Here is a 22,656-nt window from a genome sequence, read left to right as displayed (position 1 = left end):
ATTAAAAGTGAATAAAGATTTTGGCTGAACATTTTGAAGGTCATGGATGTTGAGCGATGAAACAAAGATATATATGAGTAAGCGTGTTTGGTTAGTCACAGGATGTTCAACAGGTTTTGGAAGAGAACTGGTGAAAATTGTAGCGGAGAGGGGAGAAATTGTGATAGGGACAGTCAGAAAACAAGAGCAAATTGCAGAGTTAGAGGCGATCAATCCTGATTTGGTTAAAGGTGTGATTTTGGATGTACAAAAGCAAGAGACAATTGATCATACCAAAAATATCATAGAGAAAAATTACGGTCGATTGGATGTGCTGGTAAATAATGCCGGATATGGAACATTAGGTCCAATTGAAGAAACATCCGAGGAAGAAATTCAAAGACAGTTTGATGTGAATGTGTTTGGGTGTATTCGAATGATGAAGTTGGCCTTGCCTTTTATGCGGAAGCAGCGAAACGGAAACATATTGAACATCACGTCCATTGCCGGGCTGAATGGGTTTCCGGGAGTCGGTATTTACAATGGGAGCAAGTTTGCGCTGGAAGGAATAGGAGAAGCTCTAGCAGCGGAAACCAGACACATCGGCATAAAGGTGACTAATATTGAGCCCGGACCTTTCCGGACAGACTGGGCAGGAAGGTCGGCCACATTTAATGAGTCTTCTATTGAAGAATACAATGAAACGGCCACTAAAAATATGGAAAGCATTCGCGAAGTGAGTGGCAACCAATTAGGTGATCCAGTGCGTGCGGCAAAAGCAATGTATGAAGTCACCACTCTGGAAAATCCTCCAGTGCATTTACCGCTAGGTCGTCCAGCGTACAAGCGTGTGGGCATACGATTGCAAGAGTTCAAAGAAGAGATTGAGACGTTCAGAGATTTAGGCGAGCCTACTGATTATACGGAAGAGGAATTGGCTAGCATGGACTAGCATGTCCAGTTATCTCATCAAATTTTAGATTTCAGAAAATTCTCTATTGATTTCTGATCGAGATTCAATGCTTCAAGCATCTTAATCGCAGAAGCTCTATTCTTTTTCAGAGCTCGTTTGAAAGATTCGTACTGGCCGGTGACTTTTAATCGCTGCATGATAGTCATACCGACGTAATTGGATTGTATGGTGCTCATATTTTCTTTTTGTTTTACAGTTAATTAAAAATGAGCTGGTTGTGAAAGTCTATGTAAATAGACACCTAATATAACGAGGTAGTTTGATTCTTGTTGGAAGTTTTTTCAGGTAGTAGATGACATGCATGTTTTGATCGATTAACGTGCACTTTCTGCGTCACTTAATAATACCTATTTACTCATGAGGCTGACTGGTGAAATGCCACTCTGTTACCTTCACTATCTTCAAAGTGAGCAACGAACCCATGTTCACCAATACTCATTTTTTCATTTAGCACTTTACCTCCATTGGAGCTGATTCTTGGAAGCACATCGTTGATTTCCTTCACGGAAAAATAGATCAATGCCCCCTCATGAGAGGGTATGTAGGTTTCCTGTTTTATTAATGTACCGGTAGCCCCACTCTGATCAGTTTCAAAAGGGAAGAATGACATAACCGATGTGCCCATAGCAAAATCATCACCCATGTTTATATCAAATATGGAAGCGTAGAATTTCTTTGCTCGGTCCATGTCGTTTACGGGAAGTTCAAACCAATTTGCTCTCATGGAATTGTTTTTAGGGTAAAGGAATATAGGTGTCATCATTTGGCACCTTAGGGAATTGTTTATTACGCCATCGCTCTTTTGCTTCTTCTATTTTTTCTTTACTTGAAGATACAAAATTCCAGAAAATATGTCGCTCCTCGGGGAAGGGCTTACCTCCAAAAAGGAGCACTCTCGAATTTGGAGCTATCTGCAATCCACATTCATTATCTGTTTTTGAAACGAGCATATTTCCTTTTTCTACCACCTGATCGCATGCGTTGATGCTCCCTTCTACAATGCAAAATCCGATTTCACCCGACAATTGATCTTTCACATGAAGGTCATATGTATCATCCGTTTCTATCTCTATCATGAAGAGGTCTGAATGAACGGGTAGCGGGGATTCTTTGCCAAATCCTTTTCCTGCGACGAGTTTAAAGTGGGCCGTACCATCTTTCCAGGTGGGTAGTTCTGCCCCATCGAGGTGATGAAATACTGGCTCCATCTCTTCTTTTTCTTTGGGAAGAGCTACCCAGATCTGGTATCCATGCATGGTAAACTGCTGCCCATGCCTAAGCTCTGCTGGCGTTCGTTCCGTATGTGTTACGCCTTTACCAGCCGTCATCCAATTGACAGAGCCGGGCTTGATATGTTGATCAGATCCAATGCTGTCTTGATGTCGAGCTTCACCATCAAATAGATAGGTTAAGGTTGAAAGCCCGATGTGCGGGTGTTGATCAATATCGAGGTATGTACCCGGTTTTATCGTAGTGGGGCCCATGTGGTCTATGAAGATGAACGGTCCTACCATCCGCTTTTTTCGAAAGGGGATCAGTCTGCCTACTAAGAAGTCGCCAATGTCACGACTTCTTTCTTCGATGATCATATCTGTATTTGACATATTAAAAAATTGAAGATCCAGTAATCTCAGTCAATAACTCAAGAGCTCGCATACCGGCGGTACTGTTTCCTTTTTCATTGAGCTTCGGACTCCATACAGCCACGCTATACATGTTTGGATAGACCGCTACTATACCACCTCCAACACCACTTTTGCCTGGTAAGCCTACGCGGAAGGAAAACTCTCCAGCCTCATCATAGAACCCACATGTCTGCATGATGGCATTGATACGCTTGGTATGTACTTCGCTTAGTACTCGTTCCTCATCTCTGAGTAGTTTTCCCTGATTTGCAAAAACCACAAATGTCTGAGCTAACTCCCGACACGACATACTTAGTGAGCAGGTATCAAAATAGAAGTCCAATACATCTTCAGGGTCATTATGAATGTTTCCATAGCCTTTCATCAAATTGATCATGGCTCGGTTGCTATAGCCTCCGGCCTTTTCTGAAGCTGCTACCTTTTTGTTGTAGTTGATTGTAGAGTTGCCAGCCATTCTTCTTACAAAGTCCAGGTATTCTTTTTGTGGATCTTTTAGGTGAGTCATCAAGATATCACAGATGACTAATGCACCGGAATTGATCAATGGATTTCGAGGAATCCCATGTTCGTATTCCAGCTGTACCAGGGAGTTAAACGGATCGCCAGAAGGCTCTACATCCACACGTTCCCAGATTTTATCATCTTCTTCTTTGAGTAGTGCCAGCGCGAGTGACATTACTTTTGAAATACTCTGTATCGAAAATCGCTCCTCAGAGTCGCCGAAATGAAACTCTTCACCAATCACACTGTTCAGGTGCATACCTAGTTTATCCGGATTGACTTTGGCTAATTCAGGGATATAGGTGGCCACCTCTCCCTCAAGCTTTTCTCCTGCCAGCTGATCTTCGATTACATTTAATATGCCTTGATAATCCATTTAATCTTTATAAAGCAAATATTGTTTTCTCTTCTTTTTAAAATTCGAAAGTGCTGGCTCCCACGAAGCTCTGACCTCCTCCTCTGTCTGTCCTTCTTCTATCTGTTTTTGCAAGGAATTAGTTCCGGCAAGCCGCTTAAAATAATCATTGAAGAAATCATCACGATTCATTTTTTTATATGCCTCAATTAAAGGCTGTAGCGAAAATGCATAACTCGGTTGCTTTCCAATCCAGGAAAGACCATAGCATCTTTGATCTTCATAAGGTGGCCATTTGGCCCCTTCTCTGGAAACAGGAGTAAATGAATGAGTTGTGTCCGGGTAATCCGGGTGGCCGATTTGCTGAAAAGCATAATCGGTTCCTCGTCCCACGGACATGATGGTTCCCTCAAATAGGCACAGACTGGGATAAAGTGCGATACTTAAATCGTTGGGCAGGTTGGGCGAGGGATTTACTGGTAAGGAGTATCTTTTCTGATGATTCCAGTTTCTTGTTTTGATAATTTTCAGGTCAGTTTTTACTTGATTTTTTAACCACCCTTCTTCATTAATCATTTGCGCGAGCTCACCCACTGTCATGCCATGAACAATCGGAATCGGGTGCATCCCAACAAACGAACTCAAGGCAGTATCTAAAACAGGTCCATCCACATAACTTCCATTTGGGTTGGGGCGATCAAAAATTAGTAACGGGATATCGTTTTCAGCACATGCTTCCATCACATAATGCATGGTGCTGATATAAGTATAAAACCTGGTTCCCACATCCTGGATATCGAATATCATAATTTCTATTCCGTTCATTTGCTCGGTGGATGGCTTCTTGTTTTCACCATAAAGCGAAATCAATTCAAAGGAGGATTCCGAATTTTCGTATTCTACTTTCACTCCATCACTGATCGTTCCGGTGAAGCCATGTTCCGGTGTAAAAACCTTCTTAATGTTGATTCCAAGGCTTTGAAGTGAATCTGTAAGGTGGGTGCCTTCAATGAGGGAGCTGTGATTAACAGTCAGTCCTACTTTTTTGTCTTCAATTAAAGGCAGGTAATCATCCGTTTGATAAGCTCCCGGAAGAATGCTCCTTTGTTGCTCCTGGGCTTGATTGGAACAGCCCAGAGTAATAAAAACAAGTAGAAAATAAAGTCGCTGCATATTAATTCGCCAAGTTAGCTTGTTCTTACAGTATTGAAAACCCTATTTTGCAGTCAGACAATGAACCTTCCTTTTTTCATATCAAAGCGCATTTCAAAAGAAGCCTCGGGTTCTTTTTCGAGTATCATCAATCGAATTGCGGTGGTGAGTATCGGATTGGGTCTGGCTGTTTTGATTTTGGCATTCATGGTGCTCTTTGGCTTTAAAAAGGAAATCAAGGATAAAATTTACAGCTTCAGTGGACACCTGATTATCAATAAATACACATTGTCAACCTCATTTGAAGAGAGCTCTATCACTGTAGATGATTCTTTAATTCAACAATTGAAAAGCTACCCACTAACTGAGCGCATACAACCGTATGCTATGAAGGCAGCCTTGTTGAAAACAGATGAGGAGGTACAGGGGGTGATCGTTAAAGGGGTAGATGAATCCTTTGATACGCTTGGTTTCAATAAACACATGGTAGAGGGAAGGTTTCCCAATCTCACGGGGAAAGAGTATTCCACTGAAGTAGCGTTGAGTAAACGGGTATCCAACTACTTAGAATTGAATGTAGGGGATGAGGTCTTGATTTACTTTGTGCAAAATCCTCCTCGTTTTAGAAGGTTACTGGTAACAGGAATTTATGAGACGGGTTTGGAGGAATTTGATGAAAAAATCATTTTAGGGGATCTGGATTTAGTTAGAAGAATCAATAATTGGCCCGACTCACTTGCGGGTGGAATCGAGGTTTTTCTTACGGATACAGATCAAATAGATAGAGCTGGAGATGACCTTTTCAATAGTCTCGATATTGATTTGTATGTAGATAAAGTTACGAATAGGTATGTTCAGATTTTTGATTGGCTCAACCTACTGAATCGGAATGTGATCATTTTGCTAACCATCATTTTGTTCGTTTCCGGCACCAGTATTATCTCTATTCTTTTGATCCTGATCATGGAGAGAACCCAGATGATTGGTGTTTTAAAATCACTTGGAGCTCAAAACAAATTAATCCGACGAATTTTCATTTTCAATGGGTTTCAACTCATCGTCAGGGGGCTTTTCTGGGGAAATTTGATTGGACTTTCGCTAGGATTCATTCAGTATTATTTTAAAGTGATCCCTCTTGATGCGGCTAATTATTATATGCCTCATGTTCCCATTCAGATCGATGTAGGTACGATCATTGGTTTGAATCTGTTAGTACTGACATTGATCGGGCTAACACTTTTGATTCCGGTTGCTATAATTTCCAGAGTAAGGCCGGTGAAAGCCATTCGGTTCGATTAGTAAACCGGATCGTATTTCTTGAATAGGCTTTTGATTTTCATTTGCAGGACTCCAAATACAGCCTCTTTAAAAATGCCTTTAGACATCTTAGAAGATCCTTTTGTTCGATCAGTAAAAATAATCGGAACTTCAACGATTTTAAATCCGTGCTTCCAGGCATTGAATTTCATTTCGATCTGAAAAGCATATCCAATAAACCTGATCTTGTTCAGATCCAGTTTATCAAATACATGTCGGCTGTAGCATTTGAACCCGGCAGTGCTATCCCGAAACGGCATCCCTGTGATGATGCGGACATAAAAACTTGCGAAGTAGCTCATTAGCACACGCCCCATGGGCCAGTTTACCACGTTTACTCCCGTCACATACCTGCTTCCAATTGCTACATCTGCGCCATCCACACAGGCAGCATGTAGGCGAACAAGATCGTTGGGATCGTGAGAAAAATCAGCATCCATTTCGCAGATGAAGTCATAGCCTTTCTCGATTGCCCACTTGAACCCTGTAATATAAGCTGTACCGAGACCAAGTTTACCTTCACGCTCAATCAAATAAACTCGGTCAGGCGTTTTAGCCATCTCCTCTTTCACAATGTCGGCGGTCCCATCAGGCGAGCCATCATCTACAATTAGGATATCAAACAGTGGAGACAGCACCCGGGTCACATTGATGATGTCGCGGATATTTTCGCATTCATTGTAGGTGGGTATGACAACTAAATTTTTGGACATTCAATGAAATTCAGGCTGATTGAAGTTTAAAAATAACTGGTTTTGATTAACGCACTTTCCTGGAAAAGTGTTTAAAAATCAATACCCTAAAATTTTCATCATGGCCTCACTTTTTTGTTCTGGCGCAAAAAGCTCATGGGTAATATTTCCATCCTCATCTCGATCGATGATAATGTGTTTAGGGGCCGGAATCAGGCAATGCTGAATGCCTCCATATCCACCCAAAGATTCCTGGTATGCTCCTGTATTAAAGAAGCCGAAATATAATGTTTCGTTTTCATCATATTGGGGTAAGAATACTTCACCAATGTGTGCTTCAGAATCATAATAGTCCTGGCTGTCACAAGTCAAACCACCCAGATTCACACGGTGAAATGGGTTTTGCCAATGGTTGATTGCCAGCATGACATACTTTTGATTTAACCCCCAAACATCCGGCATATGTGTGATAAATGAGCCATCCATCATATACCATAGCTCTTTATCGTTTTGTAATTTCTGATCTAGTACAGAATAAATGGTAGCGCCACTTTCGCCAACTGTAAAACTTCCGAATTCAGTAAAAATGTTTGGAACAGGGACATGATTCTTTTTACAAATCCATTGAATGTTTTCGATGATCTGTTCGGCCATGTATGGATAGTCAAACTCGAAGTGTAGTGAGTTTTTAATAGGGAATCCACCGCCGATATCTACGGTATCCAGTTCCGGACAAATCTTTTTCAACTCGCAATACTTATAAATAAACCTGCTCAATTCGCTCCAGTAGTAAGCAGTATCCTTTATGCCGGTATTGATAAAGAAGTGAAGCATTTTGAGCTTTGCTTTAGAATCTTTAATCTGCTCCTTATAGTATGGAAGGATGTCGCTATATCGAATACCTAGTCTGGATGTATAAAAAGCAAAGTTTGGTTCTTCATCAGCTGCGATTCTTATTCCAACCTGAAATTCATCTTTCACATTGGCTTTGTAGTGCTTTAGTTCGTTCAGGTTATCCAGGATAGGAATACAATTTTTGTAGCCTTCATTAAGCAAGGCGGCTACTTCCTGAAGGTAAAGCGGTCGCTTGAAGCCATTGCAAATAATGTAGTGATCCTTGGTGAGTTTACCAGCCTTTAGCATGCTCCTCACAATTGGAATGTCATAGGCGGATGAGGTTTCGATATGAGCATCGTTTGAAAGTGCCTCTTCTACCACAAAGCGGAAGTGCGAGCTTTTGGTGCAATAGGCATAGGTGTAGCTGCCTTCGTACTTATGCTTTTTGATAGCATCATTGAAAATCTTATACGCGTATTTGATGTTTTGCTCAATCTTAGGGAGGTAACTGAGCTTAAGCGGTGTGCCATACTCTTTTATGATTTCCATCAGGTTTACCCCATGGAAGTGCAGATTGTCGTTTTCTACTTTGAATTCTTCAGTGGGGAAATAGAACGTTTGATCTATTAGATCGGCATATTTTCTCATCGGCTTTTAGAAAAATTGGGATGCAATTATCCATTAAAAACAGGATTCATAAAAATAAATACCTTTTGATTTTAGAAATGTTAGGATTAGAGTTTCTACACACTTAATCCTTTGCCATTGGATACTGATAACCTTGATTATTAGCGTTAATTTTGCGTCAATTTTCTAATTGCATGATCACCGTAAGAGTTTTAGACGAAACAGCGCCTCTTGAGGCGGTTATTTTAGGCATTGCTGACAGCATGGGACCAGTCCCAAAAATCGAGGAGACCTATGATCCAAAGTCAAAAGAGCACATTTTGGCTGGCACTTTTCCCAAAGAGCCTGACCTAATCAAGGAAATGGATGGTGTGGTCAAAGTGTTGGAAAAACATGGTGTGAAAGTGTACCGGCCTGAGAATATTTCTGAGCTCAATCAAATTTTTGTCAGAGACATTGCTTTTGTCATTCAGGATAAACTGGTAGTGCCTTGTGTAACACCAGAACGAAAACTTGAATCAGATGGGATTCAATATGTAATAGATGAAGTGGAAAGTGTGTTGCTTCCTGATGAGCATGAGCGCATGGAAGGAGGAGATATTATGCCTTGGAGGGATCATATTTTTGTTGGGTATTCCAAAGCAGAAGATTTTGATAAGTACACTGTTTCCCGAACCAATGAAGCTGCTGTAAACTATCTAAAGAGAACATTTCCTGATTTTATTGTTAAAGCATTTGAATTAAAGAAATCTGATGATGATCCTCGGGAAAATGCACTGCATCTCGATTGTTGTTTTCAGCCGGTTGGAAAGGACAAAGCGGTGATCTATCGCGGCGGATTTAAAAATCCGGAAGATGCAGATTTTTTGATCAACTTTTTCGGAGTGGAAAATATCTTCGAGATCACCAAAGAGGAGATGTATGAAATGAACTCCAACTTTTTTTCCATTTCTCCTGAAGTTGTCATTTCTGATAGCAGCTTTAAACGATTGAATGAACAGTTAAGAAAATGGGGATTGACAGTGGAAGAAGTTTATTATCGAGAAACAGCCAAGATGGAAGGTTTGTTGAGATGTTCAACTATGCCATTGAGAAGAAAATATGAGTAAGCAGATCACCAATCATATCATGATGATTCGTCCGGTTGCATTTTACATGAATGAGCAAACGGCCGTGAATAACTATTATCAGAAAATAGAAGAGGGGGTAAGCCCGGATGAAATTCAAAAACAGGCCGAAAGTCAGTTTGATGGTTTTGTGGAAAAATTGCGAGCTGAAGGAGTGGATGTAACTGTTTTTGATGACACAAAGGATCCTGCAACTCCGGACTCCATTTTTCCAAATAACTGGATCTCTTTTCATCAGGATGGAGTGATACGCCTGTATCCCATGTATGCAGAAAACAGAAGGCTGGAACGAAGGGAAGATATTGTATCCGGACTTAAAGAGAAGTTCAAGGTCACTGATGTAGTTAGCTACACTGACTGGGAGTCTAAAGCAGCTTACCTGGAGGGTACAGGCAGTTTGTTGCTGGATCGTCAGAATAAGATCGCTTATGCAGCAATCTCAGAGCGAACCATGCCAGATGTACTTGAGGACTTTTGTGATGAGGCTGGTTTTGATCCGGTGACTTTTCATGCACTACAAACAGTGAACGGAAAACGGCTTCCAATCTACCATACCAATGTGATGATGTGCTTAGGCGAGGAATTCGCTGTGGTGTGTCTGGATAGCATTGATGATATAGATGAAAGGGAAAACCTACTTGAAACCCTAGAAGAAACCGATAAGGAGGTTATCGAAATATCAGAAGAGCAAAAGGAACAATTCGCAGGTAATATGCTGCAAGTTCTTGGTAAAAACGATCAGCGGTTGATCGTTATGTCTTCAGCAGCTTTCAATTCATTAACGGATGAACAGAAAAAGCAACTTTCCAGGCATGGCAAATTGGTGCATAGTGACATCCACACCATTGAAAAGTTAGGAGGAGGAAGCGCAAGATGTATGATGGCCGAAATTTTCAATCCAACAAAATAGAACCAGGCAGAAAAAATGCTGGAACAAAAAATACAAAAAGCAATTTCCAAGGCTTTCGCCGAGCTGTATGATCATGAGCTAGTGGCAGCACAAGTCAGCTTGCAGCCCACCCGAAAGGAGTTTGAAGGTAGCTACACCTTCGTGGTTTTTCCTTTTCTGAAGATCACCAAAGGAAAACCTGAAGATTCAGGAGCCCAGATTGGAGACTGGTTGAAATCCAACACAGATTTCATCCAAGACTTCAATGTGGTGAAAGGGTTCCTGAATCTGGAAGTAGCAGATTTGACATGGGTGAGTACACTTCAGGATATTTCACTCGACAACACATTCGGGTCACTATCCGCTAATGGACAGAAGGTGATGGTGGAGTTTTCCTCTCCCAACACAAATAAACCGCTTCATTTGGGCCATTTACGTAATAATTTCCTTGGAGATTCTACTGCCCGAATTTTGGCTGCAAATGGCTTTGAAGTGAAGAAAGTGAATTTGGTAAATGATCGTGGAGTTCACATCTGCAAGTCCATGCTGGCCTATCAAAAACTCGGAAATGGAGAGACCCCTGAAAGCGCCGGAATAAAAGGCGACCATCTGATCGGGAAGTACTATGTAAAGTTCGATCAGCTATACAAAGAAGAGATCAACACGCTGGTACATCAGGGGATGGATCCGGAGGAAGCCAAGAAAGAAGCACCATCGATCAAGGCAGCACAAGAGATGCTTCAGAAGTGGGAGAGTGGGGATAAGGAAACCGTGGCGCTTTGGGAAAAAATGAATAACTGGGTTTACGAAGGGTTTGACAAAACCTATGAAACCATGGGCATCCGCTTCGACACCATGTACAAAGAGTCTAACACCTATTTATTAGGTAAAGAGCTGGTAGAAGAAGGACTTCAAAAAGGTGTTTTCTTCAAAAAAGAAAATGGGTCGGTATGGGTAGACCTCACTGACGAAGGGATGGACGAGAAGCTCGTTCTCCGTGCAGATGGTACTGCTGTTTACATGACTCAGGACATGGGAACCTGCGACATGAAACATCAGGATTTTCCGTTTGATAAATCGGTATTTGTGGTAGGCAATGAGCAGGATTATCATTTCAAGGTCTTGTTTGCCATCATGAAAAAATTAGGGAGGAAATATGCTGACGGGTTATACCATTTGTCATACGGCATGGTAGATCTTCCTTCAGGCAAAATGAAATCCAGGGAAGGGACGGTGGTAGATGCTGATGATTTGCTACAGGAGATGTTTGATACAGCTGAACGACATACCAAAGAGCTTGGAAAAATTGAAGGAATGGATCCCGAAGAAGCACAACAACTCTACCGAATGCTGGGGCTGGGTGCTTTGAAGTATTTCCTTTTAAAAGTGGACCCAAAGAAACGCATGCTTTTCAATCCACAGGAGTCCATTGAATTTCAGGGCCATACGGGACCTTTTATTCAATATACACATGCACGTATATCGGCTATTTTACGGAGGGCGAAATCTCTGGAGGTAAGCACATCGTTTGATACGGGGAAAGTTGGAGCGCTCAATAAGCGCGAGGCAGATCTCATTTTCAGAATTACCGAATTCACCAAGGCATTACAAGAGGCAGCCAAAGAATACTCTCCGGCGGTGATAGCGCAGTATGCTTATGACCTGGCAAAAGAATACAACGGCTTTTATCAGGAGGTTCCAATATTCAATGAAGATAACAAGGACAAATTAGCTTTCAGAGTGGTGTTGTCATCATTAGCAGCCAAACTCATCAAGGAAAGTATGAGCCTACTTGGCATTGAAGTACCGGAACGGATGTAACATGAAATCCTGGATCAAAGCTTTTCGATTAAGGACCTTACCACTGGCTTTTTCAGGCTGGCTGGTAGGAGTTTCGCTAGCTGCATCCACAGCAGATTTCAGCTATACTATTGCAGGGTTGACTTTGCTTACAGCGATTCTGCTGCAAATCCTTTCTAACCTGGCAAATGATTACGGAGATGCTTCATCAGGTGTTGATGAAAAAAGGACAGGTGAGCAGCGGATGGTAAGCTCAGGACAGATATCTCCGTCTGCGATGCGAAAGGCCATGATCATATTTTCCATTCTTTCCTTACTTTCCGGATCACTTTTACTTTATATCGCATTTCCTGAAGACTTTATTACGGCAATGGTATTTCTCTCTATTGGACTAATTGGCATTGGAGCGGCGATAAAATATACGGTAGGGAAGAACCCGTACGGTTATGCCGGATTTGGAGATGCATTTGTTTTTGTTTTCTTCGGTGTTGTTCTGGTCTTTGGCACTTACTACCTGCAGGTTCAAAACCTCAACTGGGAAATACTATTGCCGGCAGCCTCCATGGGTTTTTTTAGTGTGGGTGTTCTTAATGTGAACAACATACGTGATATTGAATCAGATCGAGCTGCAGGAAAAAACTCCATCCCCGTTCGAATAGGGAGGAAAGCAGCTGTGCGTTATCATACCTTTCTTTTGGTGTCAGGATTGTTATTTAGTGCTGTTTATGTCCACTTAAACTTCAGCACCGTTTGGGGATTTTTGTTCCTGATGGTTGGTTTTCTGTTCCGGAAAAATATTCGGGCAGTCAATACGCTATCTTCAGCTAAACTTGACCCTTACCTCAAGCAGATGGCTATTTCAACGCTGCTTTTTTCGATTCTTTTTTCCATTGGTCAGCTGGTGCCTTTATTGGCATATTAACAAAAGTCCGTTGTGATTATGATTTTCATCAAAAAAGGAAGATGAAAGTCATTTTTCATTAAATTGGGTGTATTAAAACTCACGACCACATGAAATCGGCTTTAAAAATTTTGTACGAGGCTCACATCTGCCGCAAATGAATTTTTTTCAAAGATTTCGCGTCACTTAATAAAAGATAAACTACATAAAAATGAAACAAATATTAGTACCCTACGATTTCTCAAAAGTGGCTGAGCATGCCCTTGATTTCGCATGCCAAATAGCTGATAAATCTGAAGGAAATATCATCCTTTTGAATGTCATTGAGCATCCTACGGCAGACTCATTCAAAACGATGGGCATTCAAAACGAGGATCCTATGGAGCAACTTTACATCAAAAAGATGTATGAGAAGGTGCAGGAAAAACTCAATAATGTGGTGTCAAATGCAAAGCATTCTGATGATAAAATAGCCACAAAGATTCAGCTTGGTAATGCGTTCAATACAATCATCGATCAGATTACAGAGGAAAATGTGGATTTGCTGATAGTTGGAACCGAGGGTGCCGAAGGATTGAATGAGTTCTTCGTAGGTTCCAATACCGAGAAAATTGTGCGAAAGGCACATTGTCCCGTGATCTCTGTCAGTGAAAAATTCGAACTGGAACCGATTGAAAAAATCGTCTTCGCTTCTGATTTCATGAATACAGATGACTTCCTGATCGAGAAGATAAAAAGTCTGCAAGCTATGATGGATGCGCAGCTAAAGATTGTCAAAATCAATACTCCTGCCAGTTTCACTTCAACAAGACATGACCTGAAGCAAATGAATGAGTTTGTGGATAAATATGGCATTGAGAACTATACCATTGAAATATACAATTACAAAAATGAGGAGGATGGTATCATTCTATACGCTGAAGACTGTGGCGCAGACATGATCGCATTGGGCACCCATCAGCGTAAAGGAGTAGGGCACTTCCTTGCGGGCAGCATTGCCGAAGATGTGGTGAATCATGCCGGTGTTCCGGTTTGGACGGCACATATAAAAGACTAATTTGTGAAAAGGACATTTTCATTTTTGATATTGTTTTTGAGCCTCTGTTTTGCAGAGGCTCAGTCATTTCAGGCAGTCATCCAAAAAGGGCACGGGGAAGCGGTGAAATCAGCACGTTTTTCTCCAGACGGGAAATACCTGATCACAGCCAGTAGAGATAAGACGATTAGAATCTGGGACGCATTGACAGGGAGAGAGATTCGATCATTGGTGGGGCATGATCATACCGTAAATGGATTTTCTCTTTTTAACAATAAACTGGCTTCCAGCAGTGCTGATGGTACCGTAGGGGTGTGGGATATTACCACTGGTGAGATGCTGAAGCAAAGTGGCAAGCTGAAGGGTTATGTAACTTCAGTAAGCTTTAGCTCAGATGGAAAACTTCTGGCTGTAGGAAGCTATGCCGATTCTATTTCTATTTATCAGGTGAGCGATTATTCACTGGTTCAGAAGCTCAAAGCGAACGCAGATAGAGGCGTTGGATATGGCGTAAGTGTTTCGTTTAGTCCGGATGGTAAATACCTGGCGGTGGGAGAAGATAATAGGACAGCCAAGGTCTATAATGTCAAAGATTGGAGTCAAATACACGAACTAAAACCTGAGAAAGGATGGTGCGGTGGTTGCGGAACGCTGACCGATTTTTATGAGGATGAAATCATTAAGCTTTCCAATAACACAACCCTCACTAAATACAATCTCGCTACAGGTGAGCTGACTTTTGAAAGCACTCGAGAGTACGATGATATCGCTTCCGTACATTTTCAGCCGTTAGGCATGCACTTTCTCGCAGCTACTGAAGACTCTGTTTTTCTTTATCATAACAAAAGCGGAGACCTCATCCACAAATGGTCAATGGGGGCTGAAATCAATGATGCGGCTTTTCATCCAACCGCAGAAGAAATTGTCATCGCAGTTGACAAGGTGGTTGTTGTAACGGACTTTGAAGGGAAGGAGCTTAGAAGGTATGATGGTATTCTCAACCGATCCAGCACGGGACTGGATTATGATCTTGGTAGTTATTGGGAACATTACATCGCTAAATGGGTAAAATATAAATCGGCCAGGGCACTAAGTGATAAGTCATTCCTGGTGGGAAAAACTGGAAACAAAGCTCGAAAATGGAATATTAACAGTGCCTCGATTGATATGGAGTATTTAGGCCATGAAAAGGGTGTGCTTTGTTTTGAAGAGCTCGATGAAAATACGATTGCCACTGCAGGTGGAGATGGAAAGATTATCATTTGGGAAAAATCTTCTGGCAAACAAATCAAAATAATTGCTGCCCATCGGGAACCGATATTTGATCTGGAGCTAAGCCACAATGGAAAATACCTTGCCAGCACAGGCTGGGATGGGGTGATTAGTTTGTGGAATACCAGCGATTGGTCACGATATAACTATGTCTACAATGAAGGATCATCTACTTATTCCCTGGCATTCACAGAAAATGATGCATATCTGGTGGTTGGGATGCTGGATAAGACCCTAAAGCTGTACGAGGTAGAGACCAAACGATTTGTAAAGGAGTTTGTCGGGCATACGGATAATGTGACCACTGTTCAGGTTATTGGAAATGAAGTTGTTTCAGTCGGATGGGATGGTAAGGTCATCATCTGGGATCTTCATAGCGGTCTGATCAAAAATCGCATTGATACTAAAAAGCCAGTTTTCGGTATAGCACTTTACAAAGAGCTGTTGGTCTCCGTTGGAGCTGATAGAAAAATTACTTTTTGGAATAAAGATACTGGCGGATTTGTGCGTTCCCTGGGAGGACACCAGGCTGAGATCAATGGGGTAGATATTCAGGAGGATTTGATGCTAACTGCAGATGTGGATGGCGTTACAAAGTTTTGGGACTTAAAAGAAAGTAGAGAACTGTTCGAGCACATTCAGATTGGTAAGAATGACTGGATGGTGAAAACCCCAGAGGGCTACTTTGATGCCACCGATGATGCGATTTCAAATATTCACTTTGTCAGAGGCATGGAAGTGATAGGAGCAGATCAGTTGATGGATGAATTTTATGTACCGGGTCTTGTCGAAGAGATTTTTACTTCTTCCCGATCGGGGAAAAGCTCAGTGGGAAGTATCATGGATAAGGCACCACCGCCAACATTAAAACTCTCAGGTCTTTCAGAAAATGAGATTGCAAAGCTCTATTTAAAAGCAACTGATGAGGGAGGTGGAGTTGAGAATGTGAGACTCTATCATAATGGACGCAGGGTTTCATTAGAACCTCAAATCCAAAAGGTGCGATCGGACAAGAACGCGAAAATTTACAGCATCGAGTTTCCATTGGTAGCTGGCCACAATGAATTTGTAGCTGTGGCGTCTTCCAGTTCCAATTTGGAGTCAAACCGGGCTTCTGTCACCCTTTTTTCAGATTCCAAAGTACCAGGAAGTACCTGTCATATTTTGGCTGTGGGAATCAATGAGTATGAAAATCAGGCCTTAAATCTGAATTATGCTCGCACAGATGCCAGCTCCTTCTCTGAGCAGATGAAGCAACAGGGTGAGGCTATTTATTCGAAAGTAGTGTTGCACCAGGTGTTTGACAGGGAAGCTACGAAAGAAAAAATCTTAAAGAAGATTGAGGAACTAAAGAGTCAAATTTCTGTGAATGATGTCTTTGTCTTCTACTATGCCGGGCATGGGAGTATGGTAGATGGAAATTTTTATTTGGTTTCTTCTGGGGCCAGCAGACTCTATGATAATAGCAGGATAGATGAGTATGGTATTGATGCATCTACTTTGCAGCAGGCCATGCTGGAGATAAAAGCTTTGAAGCAGTTGATTGTGATGGATGCCTGTCAATCCGGTGGGTCAGTGGAGGTGCTTGCGCAACGAGGAGCACCGGAGGAAAAAGCCATTGCACAATTGTCCCGTAGCTCCGGCATTCATGTAATGGCGGCAGCCGGGAGCGAACAGTATGCAACGGAGTTTGAATCACTGGGTCATGGGCTATTCACTTATGCATTATTGAAAGGTCTTTCCGGAGAAGCGGACGGAGCTCCAAAGGATGGTAAGGTCACCATTTATGAACTTAAATCTTACCTTGACGATCAGGTTCCTGAGTTAAGCATTCTATATAAAGGAAGTCCACAATATCCTCATACATTCTCCAGAGGGCAGGATTTCCCTATTGTCATAGTAGGGGGTAAATAAGGTAAATGCAGCTTTTTTGATTTTTTTCGTAAGAAGTGTAATAAATCGGTACATTTTTGGTACTAATTACACCAAACACTGAACGTATTATTATGAAGAGATCTGTCACCAAACCATCGTCACCACTTAAGATCGCATTGCTAATTATCGGTTTTATAGTCAGTGGGTTGATTCTTTCTGAAGGACTTGTTAAAGATGAAAGTCTTGCCGATAAAAAAGGGAAGCACGACTCATTAAAAGAAAACATCGAGTCTAAGAAGAATTTGATAGTAAACACCTATTTAATTGGTGTTTCGATCTATCAGGAGGCGGTAGATTAAGCCGCTGCTAAAGAGACATTTTAAGGGCGAGGAAAAAATCTTCGCTTTTTTTATTTCACTTTTTTGCTAAAATGGGGTGACGGTCTATATTTGCACTCCCAAAACAAACACGGTTCAACAAAAGCCTGTTTATTTGAGGGAATTTTATTGAAACACGGTCCGTTCGTCCCTGCCTACCGGCAGGCAGGTAGGGTTAGGAGATCGAGTTTCTTAAAAAAGAAATGAACAGCTAAAAGAAGTTGTATTTAAAAATATTCGGTCCGTTCGTCTAGGGGTTAGGACGCCAGGTTTTCATCCTGGTAACAGGGGTTCGATTCCCCTACGGACTGCATTATAAGCCTGTAAGTATCTGACTTACAGGCTTTTTCGTTTTAATACTGTCGCTATAACTGTCGCATTAGTTTTTCTTAATTAATCTACCTTTAAATAAGGATGGTGGTGGTTTGTAATCAGTAGGTCATTGGTTCGAATACGACTAAAGGCTCTTGACTAGTCGACAAAAAATCCTCAACCTCAAAATTAAGTATTTGAGATACTAATAAAGCGTAAGATTGGTTGGGCTTGTCTTACTGTTTTCAATGCGAGTGTATTATCTCTATCCATTAACTCTCGAACTCGCTTTGAAAGAGTTTGAATAATCGCATTTTCAGAGGGTATTCCTAGCATTAAATATAAGAAATAAATAGGGGTTTTAGACTACAATCACCTGTTTGTATCCTTCATGGATGGATAAGCAAGCGCTGAGTAAAGTTTTGCTTCTCTGTAGGCAGCTTGAAAGCGAACTCATAGCTAGGAAGAGCCAAAAGTCTGCCCATTATAGGCAAGTCATTCGAAATCCCCAATCAACAGTATGGTCATTTCCGATCACTAATTCTACCTCTAAAGATGCTTAATACTGCAATCTGTTCATTCAAATAATCATCAAACCATAAACTTTAATAAAAATTTCGTAACTTTTTCATGAATACATATAACTAATTTTACGTTGGTGTAGCTAGAAATAGAAAATACTACGTGAAAAGATTTTTAGTAATATTCTTCAGTTTCCTTATCCTCTCTTCATCAGGGGGGTTGGTACTCGCCAAGCATTTTTGCGGTGGAGAACTGATAGAAGCTGGACTTTTCAAAGAACTTCATTCCTGTTGTGGTGGAGAGACGGAAAAGCCATCAGGTTGCTGTGACTTGGAACAAGAGATACTGCAGCACGATGAAAACACCCAAATATCTTTTCAATCGATAGACCCTCCTGAACAGGTATTACTTCAAACAATTGAAATTCCTACACTCGTTCAGGTATTCATTCAAGACAATTTTGTAGACCACTCCTATCTTATTCACCCGCTGACTGTTCCTGACAGACTCGCCAGGCATCAGTCTTTTCTACTTTAATAGTTACACACAATTAAGATGCATCACTGTTCTCCACTTAAGGAGGCCTTAGATTGCACTATTTTGTCTAGTTCTTCTAACTGTTAAAACATATTTCATTATGCTTAATAAACTGATCAGGTTCTTTTTAGAGAACAAGCTGGTTACAGCACTAATTGTGCTAATCTTTGTAGGATGGGGGGTGGCAACTGCACCATTTAACTGGAAGATGGAGAATTTTCCTCGCGACCCGGTACCTGTTGATGCCATCCCTGACATTGGGGAGAATCAGCAAATTGTTTTTACTACATGGATGGGAAGGTCTCCGCAAGATATAGAAGACCAGATTTCTTATCCGTTGACCACTGCGCTTCTGGGTGTGCCCGGAGTAAAAACTATAAGGAGTAATTCAATCTTCGGACTCTCTACAATTTATATCATTTTCGAAGATGATGTAGAATTTTACTGGAGTCGTACCCGAATATTGGAGAAATTGAATTCGCTTCCTGCAGGGACATTACCTCCTGAAGTTCAACCTGCTTTAGGTCCGGATGCTACGGCATTGGGACAAATCTACTGGTACACACTGGAAGGACGAAACCCTGAAACTGGTGAGCCGACAGGTGGTTGGGACCCTCAAGAACTGCGAACCATCCAGGATTTTTATGTAGGATATGCCCTCACCTCTGCTTCGGGGGTATCAGAAGTAGCAGCTATCGGAGGGTTTGTAAAAGAATATCAGGTAGATATTGATCCGGTAGCGATGAAAGAGTACAACGTAAACGTGGCTCAAATCATGCGTGCTGTAAAGGAAAGTAATCTGGATGTGGGTGCCCGCACTATTGAATACAACAAAGCTGAGTACTTAGTCAGAGGTTTGGGGTATATCAGAACCCTGGAAGACCTTGAGGAAGCAGTAATCACGCAGCATAACAATACACCCATTCGAATCAAGGATGTAGCTGTTGTCAATTTTGGTCCATCTACTCGAAGAGGTGGTCTTGATAAAGGAGGGGCAGAAGCTACTGGAGCAGTTGTCGTTTCACGGTATGGTGCCAATCCGCTTGAGGTAATAGAAAATGTAAAAGAAAAAATCAAAGAGATATCTCCGGGGCTGCCATCAAAGGTTCTTTCCGACGGTACTGTTTCAAAAGTGACCGTAGTTCCATTCTATGACCGTACCGGGTTGATTAAGGAAACCTTAGGTACACTGGAAGAGGCACTAACCCTGGAAATACTCATAAGCATCATTGTGGTAATCATTGTTGTTATGAACCTGAGAGCCTCTATTCTCATCTCCAGTTTACTCCCGATTGGAGTTTTAATGACATTTATAGTGATGAGATATGCTGGAGTAGATGCTAACATTGTTGCTCTTTCGGGGATCGCAATTGCCATTGGGGTAATGGTGGATGTTGGAGTTGTATTTACTGAAAATATCCTCCGACATCTGGATTTGCCAGAAAACAAAGGTATTTCGAGCAAGCAAAAACTAGAGGTTATCTATACGGCCACTGCAGAAGTAGCATCGGCGGTTATTACTGCCCTTACCACCACTGTGGTGAGTTTTCTTCCTGTTTTTGCCATGCAAGCAGCAGAAGGTAAACTTTTCAAGCCTCTGGCTTTCACCAAGACATTCGCAATGCTGGCTGCCCTGTTTGTAGGACTCGTTGTGATACCCGCTGCGGCGCACTGGTTGTTTTCCATAAAGGTCGGAAAGGAAAGGACAAAAAGGATATGGAATTCAGCCCTTATCGCACTAGGGTTACTCATTTTAATCTTCGCAGGAAATTGGCTCGGAATGGTCCTTATGGCTCTTGGAATCAACAATATTGTAGAGAAGTTCATCCCTGAAAAATGGACTTGGCTTACTGAATATCTCAATATTGCCATCATTATGCTGACAGTTGCGGCCTTTTTAACTCGTGAATGGCTGCCGCTTGGCGCACAAAATAGTCTATTTACAAATTTTCTGTTTGCTGGAGGAGCAATATTGCTCGTACTTGGTTCATTACTATTGCTGGTAAAATACTATACCCCTATTCTTAGGTGGTGCCTTGACAATAAGTGGAAATTTTTCATACTCCCAATCTTCGTCTTTTTATTCGGAATACTTACCTGGATTGGTTTTGAGGGTGCTTTTGGTGCCATAGGTAATTCCATTGAAAAAACAGGCTGGGAAATTCGACAAACTAGTTTTTGGCAGTCTCTCAATAAAACCCTTCCTGGAATTGGAAAAGAGTTTATGCCTGCTTTGGACGAAGGTTCGTACCTCCTAATGCCCACTACCATGTCCCATTCCGGTATTGAAGAAAATATTGACGTGATTCAAAAGGTAGACGGATATGTGGCCCAGATCCCTGAAGTCCAATCGGTTGTAGGTAAGTGGGGACGGGTGAACTCAGCTCTTGATCCGGCACCCATTTCCATGTTCGAGAATACCATCAATTATAAACCCGAGTACATGGTTGACGAAAATGGGCATAGGATGCAATTTAAAACCGATAAAGAAGGGAACTACTTGTTAAAAGATGGAAGTACCTATCACCCGGAGCGAGATGGTTTTAGAAAAGTCGAGAAAGACGAACTGGTAATTGACAACAAAAAAGGTGAATATTTTAGGCAATGGCGTGATCATATCCGGTCTCCTGATGATATATGGGCAGAGATTGTGAAGGCTACCAATATACCAGGCATGACCTCTGCACCTAAGCTCCAGCCTATCCAGACCCGATTAGTTATGCTGTCCACAGGAATGCGGGCACCCATTGGTATTAAGGTGTTTGGTCCAGATCTGGAGACTATCGAAAGTGTAGGACTTCAACTGGAAAAAATACTACAGCAGGTACCCAGTATCGAGGCTTCATCAGTCTTTGCAGACAGAATTGTGGGCAAGCCCTATATGGAATTTGATGTAGATCGTAAGGCCATAGCGCGTTATGGGCTGACAATGAAAGACTTCCAGAACTATGTGGAAGTAGCCATAGGGGGAATAAAGCTGACCACTACTGTAGAAGGCAGAGAACGTTTTCCGGTTAGGGTAAGATATGCACGTGAGTATCGAGACAATCCGGAGGATGTAAAAAAAGTATTGATCCCTACCCCTTCAGGAGCTCAAGTTCCATTGATAGAGTTGGCGGACATCACTTATCGAAGAGGCCCACAGGTAATCAAGAGTGAAGACACCTTCTTGAACGGTTATGTCATTTTTGATAAAAAGGCAGGTGAAGCAGAGGTGGATGTGGTTGAAGAAGCCCAACGCTTTATTCAGGCAAAAATGGATGCCGGTGAGTTTATGCTTCCTGCTGGTGTGTCTTATAAATTTACCGGTAACTATGAAAATCAGATCAGGGCGACTAAAAGACTTGCTCTGGTTGTCCCGATATGTCTGCTTGCCATTTTTCTTATTCTTTATTTCCAGTTTGGAGATGTCTCTACCACCATGATGGTTTTCTCTGGAGTGTTTGTGGCATTTTCAGGGGGATTCCTTTTGATATGGCTGTTCGGACAAGGTTGGTTTCTAAACTTCTCCCTTGCTGACATAAACCTGAGAGATCTCTTTCAGATAGGCACAGTAAACTTAAGTGTGGCTGTGTGGGTAGGTTTTATTGCCCTATTCGGTGTAGCCTCCGACAATGGCGTCATAATGGCAACCTATCTGAAGCAGATTTTCAAAGAAAGGAAACCGAGTGATGTGGCCGAGGTAAAAGAGGCAGTGCTTCACGCTGGTAAGCTGAGAATCAGGCCGGCCATCATGACAACCGCCACTACACTCATTGCTCTGCTTCCCATCTTTACTTCGACTGGTAAAGGTTCTGATATAATGGTTCCTATGGCCATTCCCACTTTCGGAGGAATGTTAGTCCAAGCCATTACCGTATTTGTCGTACCCGTATTGTATTGTATGTGGCAGGAAAGGTCATTCAAAAAACAATCAAAATCAGTATAAC

The 22,656-nt window shown here is 41.8% G+C and carries 18 protein-coding genes and 1 tRNA gene; 12 read left to right on the top strand and 7 right to left on the bottom strand.

From position 1 onward, the window contains the following. The first annotated feature begins 73 nt into the window (after positions 1–73). Positions 74–931, top strand: a complete 858-nt coding sequence (locus ACOQON_RS10965; protein ID WP_420575456.1) for an oxidoreductase — start codon at positions 74–76, stop codon at positions 929–931. A gap of 17 nt (positions 932–948) precedes the next feature. Here the strand turns inward: ACOQON_RS10965 and ACOQON_RS10960 are convergent, their stop codons facing one another. The 5 genes from ACOQON_RS10960 to ACOQON_RS10940 form a co-directional block, all read right to left on the bottom strand. Continuing rightward, on the bottom strand, positions 949–1,128 hold the full coding sequence (locus ACOQON_RS10960; protein WP_420575455.1) for a hypothetical protein: 180 nt from the start codon (positions 1,126–1,128) through the stop codon (positions 949–951). Between the two features lie 179 nt (positions 1,129–1,307). Beyond that, positions 1,308–1,676, bottom strand: coding sequence for a VOC family protein (locus ACOQON_RS10955; RefSeq protein WP_420575454.1), 369 nt, complete (start codon positions 1,674–1,676; stop codon positions 1,308–1,310). 10 nt (positions 1,677–1,686) lie between these two features. Next, on the bottom strand, positions 1,687–2,556 hold the full coding sequence (locus ACOQON_RS10950; RefSeq protein ID WP_420575453.1) for a pirin family protein: 870 nt from the start codon (positions 2,554–2,556) through the stop codon (positions 1,687–1,689). Between the two features lies 1 nt (position 2,557). Next, positions 2,558–3,475, bottom strand: a complete 918-nt coding sequence (locus tag ACOQON_RS10945; protein WP_420575452.1) for a glutaminase — start codon at positions 3,473–3,475, stop codon at positions 2,558–2,560. After that, on the bottom strand, positions 3,476–4,627 hold the full coding sequence (locus ACOQON_RS10940; RefSeq protein ID WP_420575451.1) for an exo-beta-N-acetylmuramidase NamZ domain-containing protein: 1,152 nt from the start codon (positions 4,625–4,627) through the stop codon (positions 3,476–3,478). It lies immediately after the preceding gene. 60 nt (positions 4,628–4,687) lie between these two features. Here ACOQON_RS10940 and ACOQON_RS10935 point away from each other — a divergent pair, with 60 nt between their 5' ends. After that, a complete protein-coding gene (locus tag ACOQON_RS10935; RefSeq protein WP_420575450.1) occupies positions 4,688–5,905 on the top strand; it encodes an ABC transporter permease in 1,218 nt (405 codons plus the stop codon). Here the strand turns inward: ACOQON_RS10935 and ACOQON_RS10930 are convergent. Next, on the bottom strand, positions 5,902–6,636 hold the full coding sequence (locus ACOQON_RS10930) for a polyprenol monophosphomannose synthase (RefSeq protein WP_420575449.1): 735 nt from the start codon (positions 6,634–6,636) through the stop codon (positions 5,902–5,904). The genes ACOQON_RS10935 and ACOQON_RS10930 overlap by 4 nt on opposite strands. Positions 6,637–6,714: 78 nt before the next feature. Continuing rightward, complete coding sequence (locus tag ACOQON_RS10925) at positions 6,715–8,100, bottom strand: arginine decarboxylase (protein WP_420575448.1); 1,386 nt, start codon at positions 8,098–8,100, stop codon at positions 6,715–6,717. A gap of 173 nt (positions 8,101–8,273) precedes the next feature. On the opposite strand from ACOQON_RS10925, the gene ACOQON_RS10920 reads away from it, so the two are divergent. The 10 genes from ACOQON_RS10920 (at position 8,274) to ACOQON_RS10875 (ending at position 22,655) form a co-directional block, all read left to right on the top strand. Next, positions 8,274–9,188: a dimethylarginine dimethylaminohydrolase family protein gene (locus tag ACOQON_RS10920; protein WP_420575447.1), complete on the top strand. Its 915-nt coding sequence runs from the start codon at positions 8,274–8,276 to the stop codon at positions 9,186–9,188. Further along, entirely contained in the window at positions 9,181–10,116 is a 936-nt protein-coding gene (gene ctlX, locus ACOQON_RS10915) for a citrulline utilization hydrolase CtlX (protein ID WP_420575446.1), read from the top strand. Before ACOQON_RS10920 ends, ctlX begins: the two co-directional genes overlap by 8 nt. A gap of 15 nt (positions 10,117–10,131) precedes the next feature. Further along, positions 10,132–11,916, top strand: coding sequence for an arginine--tRNA ligase (gene argS, locus ACOQON_RS10910; RefSeq protein ID WP_420575445.1), 1,785 nt, complete (start codon positions 10,132–10,134; stop codon positions 11,914–11,916). A 1-nt stretch (position 11,917) separates the two neighbouring features. Further along, complete coding sequence (gene menA, locus ACOQON_RS10905; RefSeq protein WP_420575444.1) at positions 11,918–12,817, top strand: 1,4-dihydroxy-2-naphthoate octaprenyltransferase; 900 nt, start codon at positions 11,918–11,920, stop codon at positions 12,815–12,817. Between the two features lie 190 nt (positions 12,818–13,007). After that, positions 13,008–13,853 (top strand): universal stress protein, encoded by an 846-nt coding sequence (locus tag ACOQON_RS10900; RefSeq protein ID WP_420575443.1) that lies wholly within the window; start codon positions 13,008–13,010, stop codon positions 13,851–13,853. Between the two features lie 3 nt (positions 13,854–13,856). Continuing rightward, entirely contained in the window at positions 13,857–17,018 is a 3,162-nt protein-coding gene (locus tag ACOQON_RS10895; protein ID WP_420575442.1) for a caspase family protein, read from the top strand. A 92-nt stretch (positions 17,019–17,110) separates the two neighbouring features. Further along, on the top strand, positions 17,111–17,338 hold the full coding sequence (locus tag ACOQON_RS10890) for a hypothetical protein (RefSeq protein ID WP_420575441.1): 228 nt from the start codon (positions 17,111–17,113) through the stop codon (positions 17,336–17,338). A 257-nt stretch (positions 17,339–17,595) separates the two neighbouring features. Next, positions 17,596–17,667 (top strand) — tRNA-Glu (locus ACOQON_RS10885). 685 nt (positions 17,668–18,352) lie between these two features. Then, a complete protein-coding gene (locus tag ACOQON_RS10880; protein WP_350206094.1) occupies positions 18,353–18,727 on the top strand; it encodes an HYC_CC_PP family protein in 375 nt (124 codons plus the stop codon). Positions 18,728–18,827: 100 nt separating this feature from the next. Continuing rightward, positions 18,828–22,655: an efflux RND transporter permease subunit gene (locus ACOQON_RS10875; protein ID WP_350206093.1), complete on the top strand. Its 3,828-nt coding sequence runs from the start codon at positions 18,828–18,830 to the stop codon at positions 22,653–22,655. Position 22,656 lies beyond the last annotated feature (1 nt).

The sequence above is a fragment of the Ekhidna sp. genome (assembly GCF_965221965.1).
In the GTDB taxonomy this organism is placed as follows: domain Bacteria; phylum Bacteroidota; class Bacteroidia; order Cytophagales; family Cyclobacteriaceae; genus Ekhidna.
This window is presented reverse-complemented; position numbering and strand designations above follow the sequence as displayed.